General features: G+C 66.4%; 25 protein-coding genes. 8 read left to right on the top strand and 17 right to left on the bottom strand.

Annotation, left to right across the window (positions count from 1 at the left end; all coding sequences use genetic code 11):
• Nucleotides 1-40: 40 nt before the first annotated feature.
• The 4 genes from H7J93_RS05785 to H7J93_RS05770 form a co-directional block, all read right to left on the bottom strand.
• Entirely contained in the window at nucleotides 41-439 is a 399-nt protein-coding gene (locus H7J93_RS05785; protein WP_083157204.1) for a transcriptional regulator, read from the bottom strand.
• 455 nt (nucleotides 440-894) lie between these two features.
• Nucleotides 895-1,602 carry a TMEM165/GDT1 family protein gene (locus tag H7J93_RS05780; RefSeq protein WP_267305346.1) on the bottom strand — a complete coding sequence of 236 codons (708 nt, stop codon included), beginning with the start codon at nucleotides 1,600-1,602 and terminating at the stop codon, nucleotides 895-897.
• Between the two features lie 271 nt (nucleotides 1,603-1,873).
• Complete coding sequence (locus tag H7J93_RS05775) at nucleotides 1,874-2,407, bottom strand: peptidase (RefSeq protein WP_083157202.1); 534 nt, start codon at nucleotides 2,405-2,407, stop codon at nucleotides 1,874-1,876.
• A 106-nt stretch (nucleotides 2,408-2,513) separates the two neighbouring features.
• Nucleotides 2,514-2,822, bottom strand: a complete 309-nt coding sequence (locus H7J93_RS05770) for a S24/S26 family peptidase (RefSeq protein WP_267305345.1) — start codon at nucleotides 2,820-2,822, stop codon at nucleotides 2,514-2,516.
• 55 nt (nucleotides 2,823-2,877) lie between these two features.
• Here H7J93_RS05770 and sodN point away from each other — a divergent pair, with 55 nt between their 5' ends.
• Nucleotides 2,878-3,300, top strand: coding sequence for a superoxide dismutase, Ni (gene sodN / locus H7J93_RS05765; RefSeq protein WP_264074000.1), 423 nt, complete (start codon nucleotides 2,878-2,880; stop codon nucleotides 3,298-3,300).
• A gap of 59 nt (nucleotides 3,301-3,359) precedes the next feature.
• On the opposite strand, the gene H7J93_RS05760 is transcribed toward sodN, so the two are convergent.
• A complete protein-coding gene (locus tag H7J93_RS05760; RefSeq protein WP_267305344.1) occupies nucleotides 3,360-3,518 on the bottom strand; it encodes a hypothetical protein in 159 nt (52 codons plus the stop codon).
• A gap of 395 nt (nucleotides 3,519-3,913) precedes the next feature.
• On the opposite strand from H7J93_RS05760, the gene H7J93_RS05755 reads away from it, so the two are divergent.
• Genes H7J93_RS05755 through H7J93_RS05745 form a run of 3 tightly spaced genes read left to right on the top strand, consistent with a single transcriptional unit; the run spans nucleotide 3,914 to nucleotide 6,152 of the window.
• On the top strand, nucleotides 3,914-4,255 hold the full coding sequence (locus H7J93_RS05755; protein WP_267305343.1) for a rhodanese-like domain-containing protein: 342 nt from the start codon (nucleotides 3,914-3,916) through the stop codon (nucleotides 4,253-4,255).
• Between the two features lie 34 nt (nucleotides 4,256-4,289).
• Nucleotides 4,290-5,327 (top strand): DUF4328 domain-containing protein, encoded by a 1,038-nt coding sequence (locus H7J93_RS05750; RefSeq protein WP_267305342.1) that lies wholly within the window; start codon nucleotides 4,290-4,292, stop codon nucleotides 5,325-5,327.
• Between the two features lie 6 nt (nucleotides 5,328-5,333).
• Complete coding sequence (locus H7J93_RS05745) at nucleotides 5,334-6,152, top strand: glycerophosphodiester phosphodiesterase (protein WP_267305341.1); 819 nt, start codon at nucleotides 5,334-5,336, stop codon at nucleotides 6,150-6,152.
• Here H7J93_RS05745 and H7J93_RS05740 read toward each other — a convergent pair.
• From H7J93_RS05740 to H7J93_RS05725, 4 genes are all read right to left on the bottom strand, one after another.
• On the bottom strand, nucleotides 6,149-6,694 hold the full coding sequence (locus H7J93_RS05740; RefSeq protein ID WP_267305340.1) for a ferritin: 546 nt from the start codon (nucleotides 6,692-6,694) through the stop codon (nucleotides 6,149-6,151). The two genes, H7J93_RS05745 and H7J93_RS05740, sit on opposite strands and share 4 nt — an antisense overlap.
• Nucleotides 6,695-6,823: 129 nt before the next feature.
• A complete protein-coding gene (locus tag H7J93_RS05735) occupies nucleotides 6,824-8,053 on the bottom strand; it encodes an LCP family protein (protein WP_267305339.1) in 1,230 nt (409 codons plus the stop codon).
• A 26-nt stretch (nucleotides 8,054-8,079) separates the two neighbouring features.
• The gene (locus H7J93_RS05730; protein ID WP_267305338.1) at nucleotides 8,080-8,850 is read right to left on the bottom strand and encodes a CPBP family intramembrane glutamic endopeptidase; all 771 of its coding nucleotides are present in this window, start codon (nucleotides 8,848-8,850) and stop codon (nucleotides 8,080-8,082) included.
• 30 nt (nucleotides 8,851-8,880) lie between these two features.
• Nucleotides 8,881-9,675 carry a DUF2470 domain-containing protein gene (locus H7J93_RS05725; protein WP_267305337.1) on the bottom strand — a complete coding sequence of 265 codons (795 nt, stop codon included), beginning with the start codon at nucleotides 9,673-9,675 and terminating at the stop codon, nucleotides 8,881-8,883.
• 111 nt (nucleotides 9,676-9,786) lie between these two features.
• Here H7J93_RS05725 and pheA point away from each other — a divergent pair, with 111 nt between their 5' ends.
• Both pheA and H7J93_RS05715 read left to right on the top strand, forming a co-directional pair.
• On the top strand, nucleotides 9,787-10,671 hold the full coding sequence (gene pheA, locus H7J93_RS05720) for a prephenate dehydratase (protein ID WP_267305336.1): 885 nt from the start codon (nucleotides 9,787-9,789) through the stop codon (nucleotides 10,669-10,671).
• Nucleotides 10,668-11,354 carry a histidine phosphatase family protein gene (locus H7J93_RS05715; RefSeq protein ID WP_267305335.1) on the top strand — a complete coding sequence of 229 codons (687 nt, stop codon included), beginning with the start codon at nucleotides 10,668-10,670 and terminating at the stop codon, nucleotides 11,352-11,354. The genes pheA and H7J93_RS05715 overlap by 4 nt, the downstream gene beginning before the upstream one ends.
• A gap of 5 nt (nucleotides 11,355-11,359) precedes the next feature.
• On the opposite strand, the gene H7J93_RS05710 is transcribed toward H7J93_RS05715, so the two are convergent.
• The 3 genes from H7J93_RS05710 to H7J93_RS05700 form a co-directional block, all read right to left on the bottom strand.
• Nucleotides 11,360-11,548 carry a hypothetical protein gene (locus H7J93_RS05710; RefSeq protein ID WP_267305334.1) on the bottom strand — a complete coding sequence of 63 codons (189 nt, stop codon included), beginning with the start codon at nucleotides 11,546-11,548 and terminating at the stop codon, nucleotides 11,360-11,362.
• Nucleotides 11,549-11,644: 96 nt separating this feature from the next.
• Nucleotides 11,645-11,998 (bottom strand): metallopeptidase family protein, encoded by a 354-nt coding sequence (locus tag H7J93_RS05705; RefSeq protein ID WP_267305333.1) that lies wholly within the window; start codon nucleotides 11,996-11,998, stop codon nucleotides 11,645-11,647.
• Between the two features lie 4 nt (nucleotides 11,999-12,002).
• Complete coding sequence (locus H7J93_RS05700; protein ID WP_267305332.1) at nucleotides 12,003-13,436, bottom strand: septum formation family protein; 1,434 nt, start codon at nucleotides 13,434-13,436, stop codon at nucleotides 12,003-12,005.
• 117 nt (nucleotides 13,437-13,553) lie between these two features.
• On the opposite strand from H7J93_RS05700, the gene serS reads away from it, so the two are divergent.
• The gene (gene serS / locus H7J93_RS05695) at nucleotides 13,554-14,813 is read left to right on the top strand and encodes a serine--tRNA ligase (RefSeq protein WP_267305331.1); all 1,260 of its coding nucleotides are present in this window, start codon (nucleotides 13,554-13,556) and stop codon (nucleotides 14,811-14,813) included.
• Here serS and H7J93_RS05690 read toward each other — a convergent pair.
• Genes H7J93_RS05690 through H7J93_RS05680 form a run of 3 tightly spaced genes read right to left on the bottom strand, consistent with a single transcriptional unit; the run spans nucleotide 14,810 to nucleotide 17,411 of the window.
• Entirely contained in the window at nucleotides 14,810-15,442 is a 633-nt protein-coding gene (locus H7J93_RS05690; protein WP_267305330.1) for a TetR/AcrR family transcriptional regulator, read from the bottom strand. The genes serS and H7J93_RS05690 overlap by 4 nt on opposite strands.
• 8 nt (nucleotides 15,443-15,450) lie before the next feature.
• On the bottom strand, nucleotides 15,451-16,524 hold the full coding sequence (locus tag H7J93_RS05685; protein WP_267305329.1) for an NAD(P)H-dependent amine dehydrogenase family protein: 1,074 nt from the start codon (nucleotides 16,522-16,524) through the stop codon (nucleotides 15,451-15,453).
• Nucleotides 16,525-16,535: 11 nt separating this feature from the next.
• Nucleotides 16,536-17,411 (bottom strand): SDR family NAD(P)-dependent oxidoreductase, encoded by an 876-nt coding sequence (locus tag H7J93_RS05680; RefSeq protein WP_267305328.1) that lies wholly within the window; start codon nucleotides 17,409-17,411, stop codon nucleotides 16,536-16,538.
• Nucleotides 17,412-17,500: 89 nt separating this feature from the next.
• Here H7J93_RS05680 and H7J93_RS05675 point away from each other — a divergent pair, with 89 nt between their 5' ends.
• Nucleotides 17,501-18,622: an NAD(P)H-dependent amine dehydrogenase family protein gene (locus H7J93_RS05675; protein ID WP_267305327.1), complete on the top strand. Its 1,122-nt coding sequence runs from the start codon at nucleotides 17,501-17,503 to the stop codon at nucleotides 18,620-18,622.
• On the opposite strand, the gene H7J93_RS05670 is transcribed toward H7J93_RS05675, so the two are convergent.
• A complete protein-coding gene (locus H7J93_RS05670) occupies nucleotides 18,619-18,954 on the bottom strand; it encodes a hypothetical protein (protein ID WP_267305326.1) in 336 nt (111 codons plus the stop codon). The two genes, H7J93_RS05675 and H7J93_RS05670, sit on opposite strands and share 4 nt — an antisense overlap.
• Nucleotides 18,951-20,513, bottom strand: coding sequence for a Rieske 2Fe-2S domain-containing protein (locus tag H7J93_RS05665; protein WP_267305325.1), 1,563 nt, complete (start codon nucleotides 20,511-20,513; stop codon nucleotides 18,951-18,953). Before H7J93_RS05665 ends, H7J93_RS05670 begins: the two co-directional genes overlap by 4 nt.
• Nucleotides 20,514-20,672: the final 159 nt, after the last annotated feature.

Below are 20,672 nucleotides of genomic sequence, written 5' to 3'. Positions count from 1 at the left end.
TGGCGACTTCGCCGACATCCGTAATACGGCTTACGGCAGGCTAATCGTCCAGCTGCTCCCGGCGACGCAGCTCATCGACCTTCTGGACGATGTCCTGCTGGGCCTCGGGGGACAACCCGACGGTGCGCGCCGCAATGCGACGAACGCCCTCGTCGCGCATGTTCGCGAGCCACGTCAGTTCCTTGTCGAGCTTCTCGTAGTACTCGTCGTCGGTGAAGTACGCCGGCTTGATACGGAAGAAGTTGGCAAGTGCGGCCATGGTGGCTGCGGACGGGTTGGTGCGGTTGCCGGAGCGCAGCTGCGACAGGTACGGAGCGGACATCGTCACGCCCTCGGACTTGAGTGCAGCGATCACTTCGGCGGACGTGTGCGGGCCGCGACCGGGCGGGTAGACCGTGTCGAACAGTCTGTTTAGTCGGGCGGCGAACGTCTTGCTCATCGGGTTGACCTCCACATGCTTAGACGAGCGGACTCTTGGCGGCGGTGTTTGCTGATCATCGTAGCGAGTCTTGTGCCCAAACCCAAGTGCAAACTCGGGAAAACTTGATCGCTGACGCAATCCACGGGCCTCCCCCTACACGTAGTGACCCCGACAGGGTACTCAAACGGCGCGCTCGCAGGGTGCGGTCGGGCAAATAAGATCAATACATTCGTCAAGGTTTTGCCCGGGAGCGGGACCCGGTTGTCACAGGAATCGCGGTTCTCCCCACCGGCAACGTTCTTCACGGCCGATTGGGACCGGGCGTTAGTTTGCTGTTTTCGAACGCAAATAAAGTGTCTGTACGCGGACGTGGTCCGACAGCTCGACCCGGCTCGGGTTAGCGGAGTGCCCCCTGCAAAGCGAGGCGCGGGGCCGGCGATTCGATAGCCAGCGGATTGGGCCGACAACGACCGCTATGGCGATTCCGGCGATGGCGAATCAAGCGCAGCTGCGGCCTGCGCCAACTGGCGCCGCCTGCTGAAGCCGACCAGCGCGACGGTGCCCGCCGCGACGACAACCGCTCCCGTGACGGCCACCGCCACCCAGGGCAGCCCCAACGCGCTGTCGAAGAGCAGCCAGAGGCCGAACACCAGGAACAGCACGCTGGCCAGGCTGTGCAGGAACTGTGCAGGCAGCCGCTTGTGCAGCAGGGCGCCCGCGGCGATGGCGACGCCGTCGGCCAACACCATGCCCGCCGTAGCGCCGATCCAGACACCCGCCCAGTTGTGGTCGCTGGCGAGGGTGACGGTGGCCAGCATCGTCTTGTCGCCGAGTTCGGCGAGAACGAAGGAGGAGATGATCGCGAAGAGCACGAAGCGCGGCTCGGCGACGCGGACATCGTCGTCGTCACCGCCGCTGCGGCCCTCCCGCCACGTCCACGCCGCGAACAACAGGAATGCGATGGCGCCGGCGAAGGCGATCGGTCGTTCGGGAAGGGCCAGACCGAGGAAGTGGCCGATGGCCACCGAGAGCCCGTGCACGAGCATCGCGGCGATCGCGACGCCCGACAGCACCACCCACCAACGATGGCGCAGCGCGTACGTCATGGTGATCAGCTGCGACTTGTCGCCCAACTCGGCAACGAAGACAACCGCGACGCTGATCAGGATGGCGGTGAGCATTCGGGTACGACCTTTCGACGCGTCGTCGGCAGGCCTGATGCTCGCGGCCCACTCGACTTCGGTCGAAGGTCTCGCCCACCGCCTCGAAGATCCGGGTGCGGTTCGTCGGCCGGGCTTGCGCCAGTATGTCGACACGACGATTGGGGGCTACTCCCCTTCGCTGACTCCTCCGAGAGTAGCGGCGTGTGACAGCGCACGCCAGTCGGCGCAACGATTTCGGGTACCCGAATCCGCTGTTCAGGGCGCTAGTTCGACGCTGCTTCGAAAACCCTTACGCGGCAAGGAGCATGGCCAGTATCGCGGTGTCAGGGTGGCTGATCGGATCGACGCCGACCCGGCTCACCATCGACGTCACGGTGCCGTCGGCTTCGGCTTCCACCCACGCGGCGCGGTGCTCCAGTCCGAGGTGGGGGAGGCCGGGCAGCAGCACGCATCCCGAAGCGGCGCCCGAGCATTCCGGCAGTGACGGCATGGTCTCCGACGGCGGGTGCAGCATCAGCAGTGCGGGGGGCTGATGCTCGGCGAAATACCCTGGCGGCACCGCTGATTCGCCGACGACCGTGCCTTCGGCGACGACGAGGCCGACGGTGTTGGGCTCGGGCTCGTCGGGCAGCTCTTCGCGCGCACCGAAAATCGTTGTGGTGGAGAGCAATCCCGGCAGCGAAGCCACTCGGACCGCCACCATCAACAGCTGGGCCCACTCCTTGGTGGAGTCCGGCCAGCGGCCGGATATCACGAAGCCCTTGAGCGATCCATGCGAATGAAACGGGGCGATCTCGATCGCCCGACCAGACCCCATATCCATCCGCCTCCCGCACCATCGTTGCTCGGCAAACTTCGCCCGACACGACTGTGGGTCGATGAATTCAGAATGCGGCAGGATTGGACCAGCGCGCAAGTGGACACACAGGTCAGCGGCTGCGAGGGGTGCGGATCGTTTTCACGACGCGGTAGGACCCCGCCGCGGAAACCCAGCCGAATTCATGGGAGTCGGCGGCGCCGGGCGCGCCTGGATTGTCGGACCGGGCCTCGAAGATCGCTTTCCGGCCTTCTCCGTATACGTCGCCGACGCGTTTCACGAGCCATCGCGTGGACCGGCGGGGGTCGCGGAACACCCGCAGCTGGCCGACCACGGGCGTACCACCCCGCAAGCCGAGCAGTCCGTCGCCCGGATTCAGCGTCGGACGCATCGAGTCCTCGACCACTCTGAACAAACGCAATGGCCAACAGGGTGGAGGATGGTTGTGCGCCACTCCCGAAGGGTAGGTTAAGGCCATGCTGCATCGACTCATGAACAACGCGACCCCTGCCCATGCCCACTGCGACCTGTTCTGCGGCGTCTATGACCCCGCGCAGGCCAAGATCGAGGCGCTGTCCTGCCTGAAGACGATCCAGAAGTACCACGACTCCGACGACGAGCACTTCAAGACCCGCGCCATCATCATCAAGGAGCGGCAGGCCGAAGAGGTCAAGCATCACCTGATGGTGCTGTGGGCCGACTTCTTCACCAAGGACCACTTCGATCAGTTCCCGAACCTGCACCAGCTGTTCTGGGAAGGCGTCAAGGGCGCAGGCGACGTGAAGAAGTCGCTTGACGCTGCGGTCGCCGAGAAGTTGCTCAAGACGATCGACGAGATCGCCGACATCTTCTGGCAGACCGACAAGGGCAAGCAGATGGGTGTCTACCCGCCCAAGTAGTCAACCCCGAAAACAAGGACGGGCCTGCTCATCGCGAGCAGGCCCGTTTTTTGTCGGTATCAGTACAGGACGATCCAGGCGAGCACGCCCAACAACACCAGGGCGATCACGCCGGCGCGTAGACAGGCCATCAGTTGGGCGCGGGTGTAGATGCTGGTCGAGGACGGCCATTCAGACGGCGGTACTGCGGACCCCTGCCCCATCGGATGCGACGCCATCAACAGCTCCTGACCTGCACGATCGATATCCTCCCCCAGGTGAGATCGGTCACAACGCCCAGTTGTGACGCCGATCATAACCCCTCGCCTCATATGGAAGAAATCGGGACATGGCGGGGTTGAGAAGTATGTCGCGTGGGTAGAGAACCCGCAGATGGCCGCACGAATTCGATGATTAGCCCAGCGAGGTATTTCGCTCGGGCTCACTGCGGCTGTTAATCGGCACGTGATCCAGGTCTCAGGTTATCCACAGTGATCTTGAGCGGATGCACAGATTCAGCGGCTCAGGCTCGGTATGGCCCGGACAGCGGCCTGTGGATGAACCTGTGGAAACTGTGGATAGCTCGGAATTGCGGGCCCCGGTGCCGTAACTCCGGGTATGTCAGCATGTACGGATGGAGTCCGACACTGTCCCTCAGGCCGACATCGCCGACGTCCCCACGACACTGGACAACTCGGTGATATTGCTCGACGTCCGCGAGAACGACGAATGGCAACGCGGCCACGCGCCGGGCGCCCTCCACATCCCGATGGGCCAGATCCCCGACCGCATCAACGAGATCGATTCCTCGGCCACGCTGTACGTCACGTGCATGGGCGGCGGCCGCTCGCAGCGCGTGGCGCAGTATCTGGCGCAGAACGGCTATTCACCGATCAATGTCAGCGGCGGAATGCTGGCGTGGGCCGGCGCGGGCCGACCCGTGGTCACGGACGACGGCGGAGCCGGCGTCATCTGAGCGACCTTCGACGAACCCTGGCTAGGCTGGTCGAATGATCCAGGTGTGTTCCACGTGCGGAACGCGGTGGAACGTCCGCGACCGCAGGAGGGACTGGTGCCCGCGCTGCAACGGCGCGCTGCTGGCGCCGTCGGGTCCCGACCCGACCCAGCAGTGGCGGCCAGCCGGACTGGGAACCCCACCGTCGGGCCGGGCAGCCCGCACGCCGCCGCGGCTGCCCCCCGGCTATCGCTGGATTGCCGTGCGGCCGGGCGCGCCGCCACCTCCGCGCCGTCGCCGCCAACCTCTCGGCCCGACTCCGCGGTATGCGTTCATTCCGCGCTGGGGTCTCGTCGACCACTTTGACCAGACCGACCAGCAGCAGGTCGAGGTCCGCTCCGGTCCCTCTGCGAACGCGGTGCGGGTCACGCTGATCGCGACCATGGCGGTGCTCGCCGTCGCGGCGTTGCTGCACGTGGTGCGCTACGCGCTTCTCATCGTCAACCGCAGCAGGCTGCTGAACCCCTGGCTGGCCGGCGGTGTCACGTGGCTGGGCGTCGCCGCGAGTGTCATCGCGATCTTCATGGTCGTCGCCAGCGCGGTGGTGCTGACGAACTGGCTCATCGGGCGCAGAGCGGCCGCATATGGCTACCGAGGGCACCCGGATCCGCGATCCGTGGGGGAGCTGCGGGCGGGCTGCCTGGTGCCGGTGGCCAATCTGGCGTGGGCGCCGGTGTTCGTCATCGAGCTCGCGGAAGTCGAGGAGCGGTTCAACTGGCTGCGTCGGCCGATTGTGGCGTGGTGGCTGGTGTGGGTCGCCAGCACTGTCTTGTCGGCGTTCTCGATCGCCACGAGCTTTGCGACCGAAGCCCAGGCGATCGCGAACAACACGGTGACGACGATCGTCGCGTATCTGTTGGGACTCGCTGCAGTGCTGCTGTCGATGAAGGTTTTCGACGGGTTCGAACGTCAGCCGGTCGAGAAGCCGTCGAAGCGCTGGGTGATCGTGCCCGACGACCGGTTGACGCGGTCCGACACCGAACCGGAGAAGGCTGCTGCAGTTGAGTCCGAAGGCCAGAACCCGGCAGCATAGGGAGCTATGAACTCGGGCGACGGCGCGCTCGGCGGCCATCCCTTTGTCGTGGCGCACAGGGGCGCTTCCGGCGCGCTACCCGAGCACACCCTGGCGGCCTACGAGTTGGCCCTTCAGGAGGGCGCCGACGGAGTCGAGTGCGATGTGCGGCTGACCCGCGACGGCCATCTGGTCTGCGTGCACGACCGCAGGGTGGACCGAACGTCGAACGGCAGTGGGCTGGTCAGCGAGATGACCTTGGCGCAGCTGCGCGAATTGGATTACGGCACTTGGCATCCGAACTCGCCGGGGAGTTCCGACGGCACCGGTCTGCTGACCCTCGACGACCTCGTCAAGCTGGTCCTCGACTGGAGTCGCCCGGTGAAGATCTTCATCGAGACCAAGCATCCGGTCCGCTACGGCGCACTGGTCGAGAGCAAAGTACTTGCCCTACTGCACCGGTACGGTGTGGCGTCGCCCGCCTCGGCGGACCTGTCCCGCGCGGTGGTGATGTCGTTCTCAGCCGCGGCGGTATGGCGGATCAGGCGCGCGGCGCCGATGCTGCCGACGGTGCTGCTCGGCGAGACGTCGCGGTTCCTGGGCGGCAGTGCCGCGACGACCGTCGGAGCCACCGCGGTCGGCCCGTCGATCACGACCTTGCGCGAGCATCCCGAACTCGTGGACCGCGCCGCAGCGCAGGGACGCGCCATGTACTGCTGGACCGTCGATCACTACGAGGACGTCCGGTTCTGCCGCGATCTCGGCGTCGCCTGGGTGGCGACCAACCACCCCGGCCGCACCAAGGATTGGTTGCAGAACGGGCTGACCGGGGTGCCCCAGGACTAGAGGCTGCCGCCTGCGGCCTTGGGTGCAGCGGGATCGGTTGATGCGGTCGCCATCTCACGCGCGACGAAGTCCTCGAGATGGAAGAGGTTCGCACCCGCCCGGTCGGCGATACGCACCAGCGTCGTCATCCGCGCGACCTCCTCGACCTGCTCGGCCAGGAACCACTGCATGAACTGCTCACCGAGGTAGTCACCCTCGTCGCGGGCGACGCCGGCCAAGCGGGTCACCTGTTCGGTCACCGAGCGCTCCAGGTCGAGTGCCATAGCCAGCGCATCGCGCGGCGTATCGAACTTGTTGCACACCTCGTCAACGCCGGGGATCTCCACATGGACTCCGCGGTCGAGCAGGTACTGCACGAGCATCATCGCGTGATTGCGTTCCTCGACCGCCTGGGCATAAAAGTGTTTGGCCAATTGCGGCAAATCGTCGGCATCGAAATACACGGCCATTGCGATGTATTGCTGAGCGGCTCCGAATTCGCTGCGGATCTGTTCCCGCAAAAGAGCATTGAATTTGGTGTCAAGTGCGTCGGCCGTTGTCATGTGCGCCAGGATATAGCAGGTCAGACGCCATTGTCAGCCAAGGTGGACCTAAGCAAGGCCAGCGTGACCTAAGTAAGGTAATACGTTGTGACGGCCATTACATAAAGGAAAGTTAGTTTGCTGAGCGTGTCAGGGTTGCGCGTCGAGAACATCCTGTGGCACGGGAGCGTCGGACTTCAGCGCGGCGAACAACTGATCCGCGAGCTCGCTGTCCCACACGACCGCGGACCCCGAGTCACCGCCGGCGAACTCACCGATGGGCACGGTCGTGTTTATGACATCGCCGCGCATCGCCCACGCGAGCCGCGCCAGATCCCAGATGTGGTCGTCCTCGCCGACGGTGACCGCATCCGACGCCGCGTGCGTCATCGGATACCACCGCAGCGGGTTCAGCCAGACGGCCGGACTGGCGGCGCGGTGCAGCAGGGCTGACATGAACTCGCGCTGGTTGATCATGCGGTCCAGGTCGGCCCTCGGGGTCGCACGGGTGCGGACGTATCCGAGCGCGGTGCGGCCGTCGAGCTTCTGGCAGCCCGCTGGCAGATTGATGCCTGCCAGTGGGTCGTCGATCGGTTGGGCGGGGCACATGGTCACGCCGCCCACCGCGTCGACCATCACCGCGAATCCGTCGAACCCGATCTCCGCGTAGTGGTCCATGCGCAGGCCGGTCGCCTGTTCGACGGTTTGCGCCAGCAGTGGTGCGCCACCCTCGACGAATGCCGCGTTGATCTTGTCGCTGCCGTAACCGGGAATCTCGACGTAGGAGTCCCGGGGGATCGACACCATCGTTGTCGGGGTGCTCGAGCCTAAGCCGGGAATGTGGACCACCAGAATCGTGTCGGTGCGGCCGTTTCCGAGATCGCCGCCGGTGTTCAGTTCGGCTTGCTGTTCGGGCGTCAGCTGCTGTCGGCTGTCAGACCCGACGAGCAACCACGTCGTACCGGCGCCCGCGGCCGGGCGGTCCGGGTAATCGGCCAACGCCGGGATGCGGTGCAGCTTCGAGTCCATCCATAGCCCGCCCGCCACGACGGCAACGACGATGACGAACACCAGCGCGAGCAGCACCCGGCCCCAACGACGTTTGCGCCGAGGCTTTTTCGGGGGCTTCGGCGGCGCGGGTGGACGGGCCTGCGGCGGCGGGGGCGGGACGGGACGACGCGGTGGTGCGGGCCGACGGGCCTGAGGCGGCGGCGGGGGCGGCCTGCGTGGCGGAGCATTGGGTGGCGGTGTCGGCGGGTTCGGTGGCCACGGGTTCGGTGGGCCTGGCGGCCGGTAGTTGGGGTCACGCCGTATCACCTGTGGCGGCTCCCGGCGGTGGCGCGGGTCGAAACCGGGGGGCTGCTGCCGGTTGTCGTCCACAGCAAGAAATGTACGTCGGTCGCGGCCTATTGCAGCCAACTCAGGTGACCCGCCGCCACCGCATAGCCGACGAACGCGACCGCGTCGATCACGGCATGCGCGACGATCAGTGGCCACAGCCTGCCGGTGCGGACGTACACATAGCCGAACACCAGGCCCATCGCCAGGTTGCCCAGCCCGGCGCCGAAGCCCTGATAAAGGTGGTAGAGGCCGCGCAGCACGCTCGTCAGAACGACCGCAACGACAGGGCTCACGCTCAGCTGGCGCAGCCGGGTGAACAGAAACCCGACGACGATCACTTCCTCGGCCCACCCGTTACCGAACGCGACGAGAAGCAGCACGGGGATGCGCCACCAGGTGTCGTAGAGCTCGGCGGGTTCCACGGATGCGTTCATGCCGAGCACTCGGGACAGCAGATAGAACGCCAGGCCGGGCAGTCCGATCAATGCGGCCAGGCCCAGCCCACCGAGAAGGTCGGGACGCCACTGCAGTCGGCCCAATCCGATTTGGCTGGGCCCAATACCGCTGCGCCACAACAGATATACGCCGAGCGCACCCCATGCCAGCAACTGGAAGACCCAGGCGAGGTTGAGCCCGAGGTCGATGAGGTCGAACGGCGAACGACGGGGATTGAGCGCCACGACCTGTCCGGAGAGGCCGAGCAGGACGGCCTCGATCAGGTTGAGGAGTGCGGAGTACGCCGACAGCCCGAAGGTGACTGCAAGTACCACCGCGATCTCGATGCGCAGCGCACGACGGTCCGCGGGGTCCGTCAGGTGGTCGGGGGCGCTGGTCACCGGAGTCAGGCTAGCGGCCCCGGTCGCGCCTCAGAGTCGACGCGCGCGCAAGCCGTTGAGGAATGGGCAACCCATCAGCACACGGATCGCCTGGGACAGGCCGCTGATGTCGTCGACGGGCTTCGCGAACGGCAGTCGGACGTCGTGGTCGCCATCATCGCCCTCGACACGAAGTTGCACGCCATAGCGGTCGAGGCCGAGTGGACGCACGCGTCCGCGCCGTAGCGATGCCGGCAGGCGGCTGGCCAAGCGCTCGACCACCTCGCGGTGAGCGGACTCCATGTGTTGCAGCCAGCATGACTCCATCGCGCAGAACGGGTCAGGGCGGGCACTCAGCAGCGTGCTCAGCCCCACCGATTCGGCGCCGGTGGAGTCGGCGGCCACCACCGATTCGATCTCCAGGCGCATCAGGGTGTAGCGCGTGTCGGTGTCGGCACTGCCGGAGTTCACCTGGAGCAGTGCCGGATTCGGGTCCTCGCTGGCGATCAGGTCGAGCAGCGACGCGACCTCGCACGGGGGGACGTCGTGCAGCCGGCCGCGGACCCACACCAGCGACCGCACCGGTTCACGCAGCGGCAGCGGGGCGTAGTCGGTCATCTCGAGTACCGCTTGGACACCCGCTTGGCCCGCTGAAACGACCATCTGTGCGACGGCCCCGTCGACCGGGACGGTGACCGCGAACGAGCCGTCGTCGAGCAGATGGTGGATCGGAGATTCGGCGGGTTCCAGCCCTTCGACCGCGAGCATCGCGCCACCCGCGCGCGCGAAGGCGCTGCGGATGCGCTCGGCTGTCGTCGGCGTGGCCTTGGTCACCGGCTCTGTCATAGCCTGCCTCCCGTAGATAAGGTGAGCCTAACTTAACTATGCCTCCCGAGATCGCGCAAGGCTTACGTGCAGCGGAACGGGATTACCGTGTTGAGCCGATAGTGTTGGGCTGTGACCCGTATCGCGTATCTCGGCCCGGAAGGGACTTTCACCGAGGCGGCCTTGCGCGGCATGGTCGAGGCGCAGCTGGTTCCGCTCAGCGATTTCCAGTGGGTTCCCACGGCCAGCGCGGCGGCGGCCCTCGAAATGGTGCGATCGGGTGACGCCGGGTACGCCTGCGTGCCGATCGAGAACTCGATCGACGGTTCGATACTGCCGACCCTGGACAGCCTGGCGACCGGGTCGCCGCTGCAGATCTTCGCCGAGTACACCCTCGACATCGCCTTCACGATCGCCGTCCGGAAGGGTGCCGCCGACCCCACGACGATCGCCGCGTTTCCCGTGGCGCGCGCCCAGGTGGCGAAGTGGGCCGCGAAGAACCTTCCGAAGGCCGAGTTCGTGGCGGCGGACTCGAACGCGGCAGCCGCCGTCGACGTCGCCAGCGGGCGCGCCGACGCCGCCGTGACCACCCCGTTGGCCGCCGAACGCCACGGCCTCGACGTGCTGGCCAGCGGCGTCGTCGACGAGCGCAACGCCCGAACCCGTTTCGTGCTGGTCGGACCGGTCGGCCCGCCGCCTGCACGCACTGACTCCGACCGCACGTCGGTGGTACTGCGCCTGGACAACGTGCCAGGGGCGCTGGCGGCGGCGCTGTCCGAGTTCGCGATCCGCGATATCGGCCTGACCAGGATCGAATCCCGGCCTACCCGAACCGAACTCGGCACCTACATCTTCTTTCTGGACTGTGCAGGCCACGTCGACGATCCACCCGTTGCCGAGGCACTCAAGGCGTTGGTCGAACGTTCTGCAGATGTGCGCTTTCTCGGTTCGTGGCCGAGGGGGTCGGTCGAGCCAGGACAGGCAGGGCCATCGCAAGCAGGGGAGGAAGACGCGTGAGTGGACGGCTGGTGCTGGTCCGGCACGGACAGTCGTACGGCAATGTCGAGCGGCGGCTCGACACCAGACCGCCGGGTGCGGAGTTGACCGATCTCGGCCGGGACCAGGCCCGCACTTTCGCCCGCGGACTCACCTACCGGCCGGCTCTCATCGCGCATTCGGTGGCCGTGCGCGCGACGCAGACCGCGTACGAGATCGCCGACGTACTCCGCGTGGACACCCACGAAGTCGAGGGCATCCACGAGGTTCAGGTGGGTCAACTCGAGGGCCGTGGTGATGACGCGGCGATCGAGGAGTTCAACACCATCTACCAGCGGTGGCACGAGGGCGATGTCGACGTGGCGCTGCCGGACGGCGAGACGGCCCGCCAGGTGCTGGACCGCTATCTACCGGTGGTCACCGATTTGCGGCTGCGTTACCTCGACGACGATTCGTTCGACGGTGACATCGTCATGGTCAGCCACGGCGCGGCGATCCGGCTGGCCTCTGCCGTGCTGGCGGGCGTCGACGGCAGCTTCGCCCTCGACCACCACCTCGGCAACACCGAAGCCGTTGTGCTCTCGCCCATCACCGACGGCCGCTGGAGCTGCGTGCAGTGGGGGACGCTGCAGCCGCCGTTCTATCCGGAGCCCGATGTCCACCCGGTCGAGGATGCGCTGCAGTCGGCTGACCCGATGGGCTGATCGCGTCAGACCGCCTTCGCGATCCTGATGTCGCAGGTGCAACCGATGGCCTCGCAGTCGATCGCGAAAGCATGCACCACCTCGGGTGTCACACAGTCGGGTTCGGTGCATTCGATGCGCATCGTGGCGTGGTGGATGACGGTGCCGTGGCAATGCTCGACATCCGCCACGCAGTCACGGCACTCGCTGCTCATGGCCCCAGTTTCCCGCGCGAGCAGACACAAAGCTCCCCAACGTCGCGGCGTGTCGGGCACCTTTGCGTCTGCTCGCGGAAAAGGGCCGGAAAGGGGCTACCCCCAGCCGAGTTCGTGCAGGCGATCGTCGTCGATGCCGAAGTGGTGGGCGATCTCGTGGATCACCGTGATGGCGACCTCGTCGACCACCTGCTCCTTGGTATCGCAGATGTCCAGCAGCGCCTCGCGGTAGATCGTGATGGTGTCCGGTAGCGACCCCGCGGCGTACCAGCTGTCGCGCTCGGTCAGCGCGATCCCCTCGTAGAGCCCCAAAAGGTCCGGCTCGTCGGCGTTGCGGTCCGCGACCAGGACGACGACGTTGTCGATCGCCTTGGTTAGCTCCGGCGGGATCAGGTCCAGTGCGTCGGAGACCAGCTCGTCAAACCGTTGCGGGCTCATCCGCACGGCCACGTGGTTACGGCCCCGGTGGTGCAGGCGGCGGCAGTCCCGGCGCAGGAGCCGGTGCGGGCACAGGTTCGGGCGCGGGAGGAGGCGGCGGCAGCGCCGGCGCGGGTGGCGGCGGCAGTCCCGGCGGTGGCGGTGGGGGAGGCAGACCAGGCGGCGGCGGTGGCGCACCCGGCGGGGGTGGCGGCGCGTTGAGGAAAGTGTTGCCGGGCGCCGCCGGATCGGCGGTCGGCTCTGCGGTCTCGGTGGGCTGCGCGGAGCCCGGCATGTGCTGGGTCTGATTGCCGTAGTCGCTTTCGTCGTCGGATGACGAGGACGACGATGACGAAGATGACGAAGAGGACGAAGACGACTCCGCAGGCGCGGCGGGCATCGGGATCGGCGGGAAGTTCAACCGCTCCTCGGGGATGTCGGGTGGCGGAACCGGAGGCTGCCCGTTGATCATCAGCGGGCCCTTGGCGCTGTTGAGCAGAGTCGACCAGCCGCCGTTGCCGAGGGTCGCGCCGATGCTGCAGGACACCTGCTTGCTGCCCGCCGCCCAGCTCGGCAGCGAGATCGTGCTGTAGATCAATGTCAGTGTGGTGCTGCGCAATTGAATGGGCGCCAGGTAGGCATCAGTCAGCCGGGTGCAGGTGTCCTTGATGAAGGTGTCCTGCTCAGGTTCCGGCGGCAGACCGGCCGGGAACTTCTCGCCGAGGTTCACCGCACCGGTGACCTCCATAGCGTGCGGCGCGGCGCAGTCGGTCGGGATGTCGGTCGGCTGGTTGGTGGACGGGTCGATGCCGAGGCAGGTGCCCGCGGGCCACACCTTCGACTGGTCGTTGTCGGCGACCTTGCCCTTGAACGCCACCTGCTGGTTGTTGGGGCCGGGCAGCTGCAGGCCGCACAGCATCCGGCGCTCACCGGATTGGCGCCAGGCCTTGTCGCCGGACCACAGCATGCTGACGGTGAAACGGCTGTTCGGGTCGAAGTGCGGACCCAGGTAGTGCTTGACCGCCGCGGAGCACTGCTCCTGGCTGATCTGCTGAATCCGTGCGGGCGACGGCGGTGCGGCGTCGGGGCCGTACTCGCTGCCCGGGAAGGTCCGCATGTCGACGGATGAGGCGACCTCGAACCGGTGCTCGTCCTTGCAGTCGACGATCTGGGCGGCATCCGGCGTGCGGTCCGGCCAGTTCAGGCAGTCCCCGGCCTTCGCGTGCTTGAAGGTCTCGTTGCCGCGCGGACCCAGCGAGATGGTGCTGGCCGTCAGCCCGCTCGGCCCTTCCTTCTGCGGAATGGCGGTGATCAGCCCGGCGATCAACAAGCCGCCGAGGGCGGTCAGCAGCAGCGCCCGTCGAGTCGAAGCAGCGTGCAGGCTGCGCCAGAACGACGCCCGCGACGGCGAGTCAGGGGACTCGTCATCGAGCGGATATTCGAGGGTTGGCGCTTCAGACATCTGCTCCATTGTGACAGGCGTGTCAGGCGCTGTGACAAGTGATGCAGTTGTAACGTTATGGGGTTGTGGCTGGGCCGCCCGACCTCGCCATGTTCCCGATCCGCAACCAAAAGTAGTGTTGCGCCCGTGATCGACCTCAGACTGCTGCGCGAGAACCCGGATGTGGTGCGCGCATCGCAACGTGCCCGCGGGGAAGACCCCGGCCTCGTCGATGCGCTGCTGGACGCAGATGCCGCCCGGCGGGCCGCGGTGACGTCCGCCGACAATCTGCGCGCGGAGCAGAAGGCCGCCAGCAAGAAGGTGGGCAAGGCATCACCGGACGAACGGCCCGCCCTGCTGGCGGCCGCCAAGGAACTCGCGGACAAGGTCAAGGCCGCCGAGGCCGAGCAGAGCCAGGCCGATGCGGCGTTCACCGCCGCGCACATGGCTTTGGCGAACGTGATCATCGACGGTGTTCCCGCGGGCGGCGAAGACGACTTCGTGGTGCTCGACACCGTCGGCGAACCTCCGGTCATCGAGAATCCGAAGGACCATGTCGAGCTCGGCGAGGCACTGGGACTGATCGATCTGGAGCGCGGCGCGAAGGTGTCCGGCGCGCGGTTCTACTTCCTCACCGGCGCCGGCGCGCTGCTGCAACTCGGGCTGCTGCAACTGGCGGCGCGGCTGGCGCAGGAGAGCGGTTTCACCCTGGTGATCCCGCCGGTGCTGGTGCGCCCGGAGATCATGGCGGGCACCGGATTTCTCGGTGCGCACGCCGAGGAGGTCTACCACCTGGAAGCCGACGATCTGTATCTGGTCGGCACGTCGGAGGTGGCTTTGGCCGGCTATCACGCCGACGAGATCCTGGACCTCTCCAACGGACCGCTGCGGTACGCCGGCTGGTCGTCGTGCTTCCGCCGGGAGGCCGGCAGCCACGGCAAGGACACCCGCGGCATCATCCGCGTGCACCAGTTCGACAAGGTCGAGGGCTTCGTCTACTGCAAGCCCGAGGACGCCGAGGCCGAACATCAGCGGCTGCTCGGGTGGGAGCGCGAGATGCTCGCCAAGATCGAGGTGCCCTACCGCGTGATCGACATCGCCGCAGGGGATTTGGGCTCGTCGGCTGCGCGCAAGTTCGACTGCGAGGCATGGATCCCGACGCAGCAGACGTACCGGGAGCTGACCTCGACGTCGAACTGCACGACGTTTCAGGCGCGGCGGCTTTCGGTGCGCTACCGCGACGAGAACGGCAAGCCGCAGATCGCGGCCACGCTCAACGGCACGTTGGCGACGACGCGGTGGCTGGTGGCCATCCTCGAGAACCACCAGCAGGCCGACGGCAGCGTCCGGGTGCCAGAAGCCTTGGTGCCCTTCGTCGGAACCGAAGTGCTCGAGCCGAAGAGCTAACGCCGTTCGGCACTGTGCGTCAGCACGTAGGCGGTGAGGACGTCGACCAGTGCGCGCCGCTCCCTGGACGTGTCCAACGGCTGTGACGAAATCATCTGTGCCACAACGATTCCGCGCAAGCATGCCCAGATGTGATTGCCGATCTCCTTGGCGTGCTTGGGATCCAGGCCCTCCCCGAGGTGCCTGCCGAGCTCGGTCAGCTGACGCATGGTGTCCGCCAGCCGCTTGTTGACCGCAGCGTCTCGCCCCGAACGCGTAGCGATCAGGATCTCGATGGCCGCCATCGACGTCGGGCTCGAGAACGCCGACCACGCCGCGTCCACGACTACCTGGGTGCGTTGCGCGATGGGCAGGTCCGCGGTGGTGGCGGGTACCGCCGCGAGAATCTCGGTGAGCTGACGGAACCCCTCATCGACGACCGCGATGAGAAGACCGTTCAGATCGCCGAAGTGGTACTGCACCACTCCCCAGGTGACCCCGGCCCGTTCGGTGATGCGACGGACGCTCGGTGCGGCGAAGCCCTCGTCGAGGATGTAGCGGACGGTCTCGTCGATCACCATCTGCCGGGTCCGCTCGGCACGCAGCTGGTTACCCCCTGGGGGACGCCGCGGTCGCACTGCATCTGCCATGGTGCACTTCACCACATCGCACCGCGGGTGTGATCCAGCGGCCGCAGGTCGTGTGCGGCGAGGATGCCGGCCGGTGCCAGGCACACCGCCTCGATGGCGTTGATCGGTCGCGCCGCGGTGGCGATGACGCCGCCCTGGTTGTGGTCCGTCCCGCCGAGGCCGACGTGGGTATTGATCTCGATGCCGGGGTCCCCTTCGACGACGACGCGATGCACGCCTGGGCGGCCATCCGGCGGGACGGCCCAGTGCGGAGCGGCGGCCTCGGTCAGCCGATTCACGTGTTCCATGGTGATGACGACCTTGCCGTCCCTGATGCCCTCGACACCGAAACGCACCGCGGCGACCTTGCCGACCCCGACGTCCATCATCGTGCACGAGATCGGTTTGGGCGTAACCCATTTCTCGTGCCGCTCGCGCACCTCGTCGAGCTCGACACCAAGATCCGCGGCGAGGCTGCGAACCTGGATCCCCCACATCGAGGCGAGCACTCCCGGCATGAAGAGGATCGGTTGGTGCTCTGGGTCGGTGCCGAAACCGAAGGTGACGCCGGTGAACTCGGCGTCGTCGTAGGTGGCATAGTCACAGATTTCCTGCACCGTGATGGATTCGGCGCGACCGGCGAGGCTCAGCGCCGTGTAAACGAGCGTGTCGCCGGAGAATCCGGGATCGATCCCGTTGATGTACAACGTCGAATTGCCCTCTCGGCAGGCCTGTTCGAGCGGTACCCGCAGCCAGTCGTCGGTGAACTCCGGGGCGACCAGCCAGACGAAGGATGACCCGACGACGTTGGTTCCGGCGCGCAGGAAGCGGGCAATGTCGTCCATCGCCTCGGCTGCGCGGGTCTCGGCCTGTGAGGTGTAGACGACGCAATCGGCTCCGAGGGCCAGCAGTGCGTCGACGTCGTCGGTAGCGATCACCCCGGTCGGATCGGCGAGCCCGCACAGCTCCGCGGCGTCCCGGCCGATCTTGTCGGGACTGGCCGCGTGGAGGCCGACCAGCTCGAGGTCCGGACGCTCGATGATCGTCCGCAGGGCATGGACGCCGACGTTGCCGGTGGAGAACTGGATGATGCTCCGTGTCATTCTCGGTGTCCTCACAGCAGGTCGGTGATGGTCTTGAGGCCGGCGTCGTACAGCACGCCGGGCAGCATGCCGCCGTCGATCTCGATCGTGGTCCCGTTGATGAAATCGGCTGTGCCGGAAGCGAGGAAGACGCAGGTGCGGCCCACCTCGTCCGGTTCACCGCCGCGCCTCAGCGGAATCTTGGCGAAGTACTCGGCGCCGGTGGGATCGTCCTTGGGCAGGACGAACGACCGGAAGTTCTCGGTGATTGTCGGTCCAAGCGCAACGCAGTTGACCCGGACCGCGGGGCCCCACTCCTGGGCGAGCGAGCGCGTCATCTGGTTCAGCCCCGCCTTAGCGGCGCCGTAGGACACCAGCGTCGGTGAACCCGCGGGATGACCCGCGCCGCTGGAGACGTTGATGATGCAGCCGACACCGGTCTGCGTCTTCATCTGTCGATACGCGCGAATCGCGAACCAGAGCGGACTGATCAGGTTCATCTGCACAGCGAAGGCGTGAAAGAGCGCGCTGCGTTCGTAGTCGTCGTCACTGACCGGCGCGCCCTGGATACGGGACACCAATGCCGGCACCTCGTCGACCGATGGCGAAGGGACGGTGCCACCGGCGTTGTTGACCAGGATGTCCAGCCGGCCGTGGCGATCGACGACCTTCTGCACGAACGCGTCGATGGCGGTGTAATCGGCTTGGTCACAGACCATTTGGTCCGATCGCCGAGCCCAGTCGGGGTTGTTCTCGGTGCCGGGCATCGCGTCCAGCGCCGACCGTGAACAACCGATCACCGTGGCCCCGGCGCGTAATAGCTCGTGCGCGATGCCTACCCCGACGCCACGGCTGGTTCCGGTGACTATGGCGACCTTGCCATCGAGGCTGCCATCGAGTTCGCTCACCTTGCGTCTCCATTCCTTGCGGAGTTCACCCCAAAAAGACATTACAGATGTAATGTTTTTGCGCAAGGGCGAGCGAGAGGCAGAAACCCATGGCGCAGCCATCGGACAAGACGTATCGCGTCGCGGTATGGGCCACCGGCGGAGTCGGGCGCTACGCGATCCGGACGATCATGGACCGGCCCAACCTCGAGCTCGCCGGCGCCTGGGTGCACTCGCAGGCCAAGGACGGCCAGGACGTCGGTGTGCTGGCGGGCATCGATCCGGTCGGCGTCATGGCCACTCGTGATGCGGACGCACTTTTGGCGTCGGATGTGGATTGCGTGATGTACGCGGCGCCCGCCGGCCCACGGCCGAAAGAGGCGCTCGCCGACTTCTGTCGCATCCTGGCATCGGGCGCCAACATCGTGACCACGTCGCTACCAGGCCTCGTGTACGAAAAGGGCTCCCTGTCACAGCGATTCCTGGATCCGATCCGCGAAGCGACGGCCGCGGGCCGCAGCTCGATCTTCTCGTCGGGCATCGAACCGGGATTCGGCTGCGACCTCTTTCCGATCGCGCTGATGACGATGTCGCACAAGGTGTACTCGGTGCGCGGCATCGAGATCACCAACTACTCGGAGTATCCCGTCGAATGGGACGTCCGGGAACTGTTCGGGTTCGGCCAACCGCTCGACTACCAGGGCGGTTTGAAGCAGCCCGGCGTGCTCAGGTGGGGGTGGGGAGCGGCGATCACGATGGTCGCAGACGCGCTCGGTGTCGCGTTCGACGAGATCCGCGAAACCTGTGAGTTCCTGCCGACGCCGCGTGATCTGCACACCGCCTGCGGCCTCATCCCGGCAGGTACGGTCGGTGCTACCTACGCCAAGTGCATCGGTGTGGTCGACGGGAAAGAGGTCGTCAGCCTGGAGCATGTCGACCGGATGGCCGACGATCTGGCACCCGAGTGGCCGACTGGCCGGACCGGAGCCACCGACGGAATCTGGCGGGTGCTCATCGACGGTGAACCGTCGTTCGACGGGGAGTTCGAGGTGGGGCACCGCGAGGGCGAAAGCGCAAGTGAGCACGGACTACTCGCCACCGGCATGCGGGCGGTCAATGCGATTCCCTGGGTGTGCGAAGCCGCGCCGGGCATCGTGGATGCCCTGCACCTGCCCCTCACCTCAGCGATCGGTGCCCTGCATCCACACCGTGACGGTGTACCCGCGTTCTAGCGCTCCAGCAGTTCGTCGAGCCTGGCGAGGAACTCCTTCGGCCGCTGCGGCGTGAAGGCCGGGTTGGTGCGTGCGCCGGCCACGTCGAGGGTGACGAGCGTCGATTTGATCGGACGCCACAGGTCCAGCGGAAGCCAGCGACGAGGGTTGGAGCTGCCCCACAACCGCAACCGCTCGTTGAGGATGCTCAACGATTCGGCCTTGTATCCGCGGATATCGCGCAGCGGGACGATTTTCGAGGTTCCCGACGGGAAGTGGTAGCGGCGCAACGTGATCGCCTCACGGTCTAGCTGGATGAGGCCATCGTCGTAGTACTGACGCGGCCCGGTCACGACCGGCAGCTCCTCAGCTCATGTCCCTTGCTCGTCAGGCATCGACCGGTCTCCAGGTTCCACTGCCAGCCGTGCAGATTGCACGTCAGAGTGGAACCCTCCACCACGCCGAACTTCGACAGATCGGCCTTCAGGTGCGGGCAGCGCCGCTGAATCTCCCAGCCGTCCAACGTGATCGAGGCGGTGTCGTCGTGCGCCTCGGCGAACCAGCCGTCGGCATAGGCGATGCGCTCGTCGGTCAGACACTTGAAGAACGTGTAGAGATATTCGTTGTAACCGCCGACGCGCCACGCCGTGAACCGGGTGGACAGGAAGATTGTGTTGACCCAGTCCGGCTCGTTGTCCCGCAGCACCGTCCGCACGAGCTCCGGCGCGATCATGAAGCCGTACCGGAACTTCTCATCCGGAACAGGCTCGCGCACTGCGCGTTTCGGAAAGTCCAGCACCACTGTCTCGTGGTAGCCGCCACCTTCCAGCCGCAGTTCCACCGGATAGCCGATGCCGTCACAGATCTGGTTGCTGCCGAGCATGATCGGTTCGAACAGCGCACGCAGCGGCTCCAGCAGCGGCTCACCCGCCGCGGGCGCCCAGTTCGCCTTCTCCGCGGCCAGCACCGGTGCCATCCGCTCGGCATAGTCGGCGATGTAGGCCGCCTTACCGGTGGTGAAGATGGCCTCCACCTCGTCGTCGGGCAGCGGGTGGTTCAGCGAGCTCAACTGTGAGCCAGTGAAATCCGCTGTCGAGCCGGGAATCATCAGCAGGCCGCCGTCGTGACCGTGGGCGCGCATCTGGTCCAGGAAGACCATCTGGTCGGGGAAGATGTTGGCCGGGTCGCCGTGATCGTCGTTCAGGTCGCGCAGCGCCGGATCCAGGAAGCACGGCGGGCCGGCAGACGGAATCACCCACGTCGCCCCTACCTGCGCGATGTACTGCCGGCACCGGTCCATCTGCCGCTGCCGCTTCTGCGTGCCGAACGCCTTCTTGGCGCGGGAAGGCATGTCGTAGACCATCGGGTACCAGATGGCCCCCGAGTACTGCAGCATGTGGACGTCGACCGCCCCGAAGTCGGCATACACCATGTCGAGGTCGACCGGGCGGGCGTCGTTCATGTTGAAGCAGACGGTCTCGCCGTCGTCGACCACCAGGCCGGAGTCGCCGATCGGACCGTCCGCGGGAGCGCGCAGCGCGATGATCATCACATCGAGATCGCCCTTGGGGCCACTGATGCGGTGTTTGACCGAGTCGGTGGTCTCGAAGAACCGGTGGAATCCGAGCTTCTCCAGTTCCCGTTTCAGGTCTGGCACCGGGAAGTCCGGCAACAAGACCACGGCGTCCTTGTTGACGTGTTCGCGCAGGTTCTTGGCGTCGAAGTGGTCGGCGTGCAGGTGCGAAACGTACAGGTAGTCACAGTCGCCGAGGGCGGTCCAGTCCAGCGTGGTGTTGTCGGGAAACGGGAACCACGACGCGAAGTAAGCCGGGTTGACCCATGGGTCGCACAAGATGCTTCCGGCGCGGGTTTCTATCCGGAAGCCGGCGTGGCCGACGCTGGTGACCTGCACTAATGCCCTTTCGGTGATATCAGGTGTGTCAGTCCCAGCCTAATGGGAGTCGATCAGCGTGTCCTTGACGGGGATCTTGGTTCTTCAGCGGGAGGCTGATCACCGGACCGCCGGCTGGTGAGCACTGTTACAGCCTGGAGTGCTGGTCGACTCCTACGG

The organism is Mycobacterium barrassiae (assembly GCF_025822765.1).
In the GTDB taxonomy this organism is placed as follows: domain Bacteria; phylum Actinomycetota; class Actinomycetes; order Mycobacteriales; family Mycobacteriaceae; genus Mycobacterium; species Mycobacterium barrassiae.
The sequence above is the reverse complement of the archived record's forward strand: the minus strand, read 5'-3'. Positions and strand labels throughout refer to the sequence as shown.

Bases quoted from the DNA above. Each gene is read 5' to 3' on its own strand.
- H7J93_RS05725 (WP_267305337.1), bottom strand. From the start codon at position 9,675: ATGACAGAGCCGGTGACCAAGGCCACGCCGACGACAGCCGAGCGCATC.
- H7J93_RS05675 (WP_267305327.1), top strand. From the start codon at position 17,501: ATGGCGCAGCCATCGGACAAGACGTATCGCGTCGCGGTATGGGCCACC.
- H7J93_RS05700 (WP_267305332.1), bottom strand. From the start codon at position 13,436: ATGGAGCAGATGTCTGAAGCGCCAACCCTCGAATATCCGCTCGATGAC.
- H7J93_RS05710 (WP_267305334.1), bottom strand. From the start codon at position 11,548: ATGAGCAGCGAGTGCCGTGACTGCGTGGCGGATGTCGAGCATTGCCAC.
- H7J93_RS05745 (WP_267305341.1), top strand. From the start codon at position 5,334: ATGAACTCGGGCGACGGCGCGCTCGGCGGCCATCCCTTTGTCGTGGCG.
- H7J93_RS05740 (WP_267305340.1), bottom strand. From the start codon at position 6,694: ATGACAACGGCCGACGCACTTGACACCAAATTCAATGCTCTTTTGCGG.
- H7J93_RS05690 (WP_267305330.1), bottom strand. From the start codon at position 15,442: ATGGCAGATGCAGTGCGACCGCGGCGTCCCCCAGGGGGTAACCAGCTG.
- H7J93_RS05755 (WP_267305343.1), top strand. From the start codon at position 3,914: ATGGAGTCCGACACTGTCCCTCAGGCCGACATCGCCGACGTCCCCACG.
- H7J93_RS05775 (WP_083157202.1), bottom strand. From the start codon at position 2,407: ATGGATATGGGGTCTGGTCGGGCGATCGAGATCGCCCCGTTTCATTCG.
- H7J93_RS05780 (WP_267305346.1), bottom strand. From the start codon at position 1,602: ATGCTCACCGCCATCCTGATCAGCGTCGCGGTTGTCTTCGTTGCCGAG.
- H7J93_RS05750 (WP_267305342.1), top strand. From the start codon at position 4,290: ATGATCCAGGTGTGTTCCACGTGCGGAACGCGGTGGAACGTCCGCGAC.
- H7J93_RS05760 (WP_267305344.1), bottom strand. From the start codon at position 3,518: ATGGCGTCGCATCCGATGGGGCAGGGGTCCGCAGTACCGCCGTCTGAA.
- sodN (WP_264074000.1), top strand. From the start codon at position 2,878: ATGCTGCATCGACTCATGAACAACGCGACCCCTGCCCATGCCCACTGC.
- H7J93_RS05685 (WP_267305329.1), bottom strand. From the start codon at position 16,524: ATGACACGGAGCATCATCCAGTTCTCCACCGGCAACGTCGGCGTCCAT.
- H7J93_RS05785 (WP_083157204.1), bottom strand. From the start codon at position 439: ATGAGCAAGACGTTCGCCGCCCGACTAAACAGACTGTTCGACACGGTC.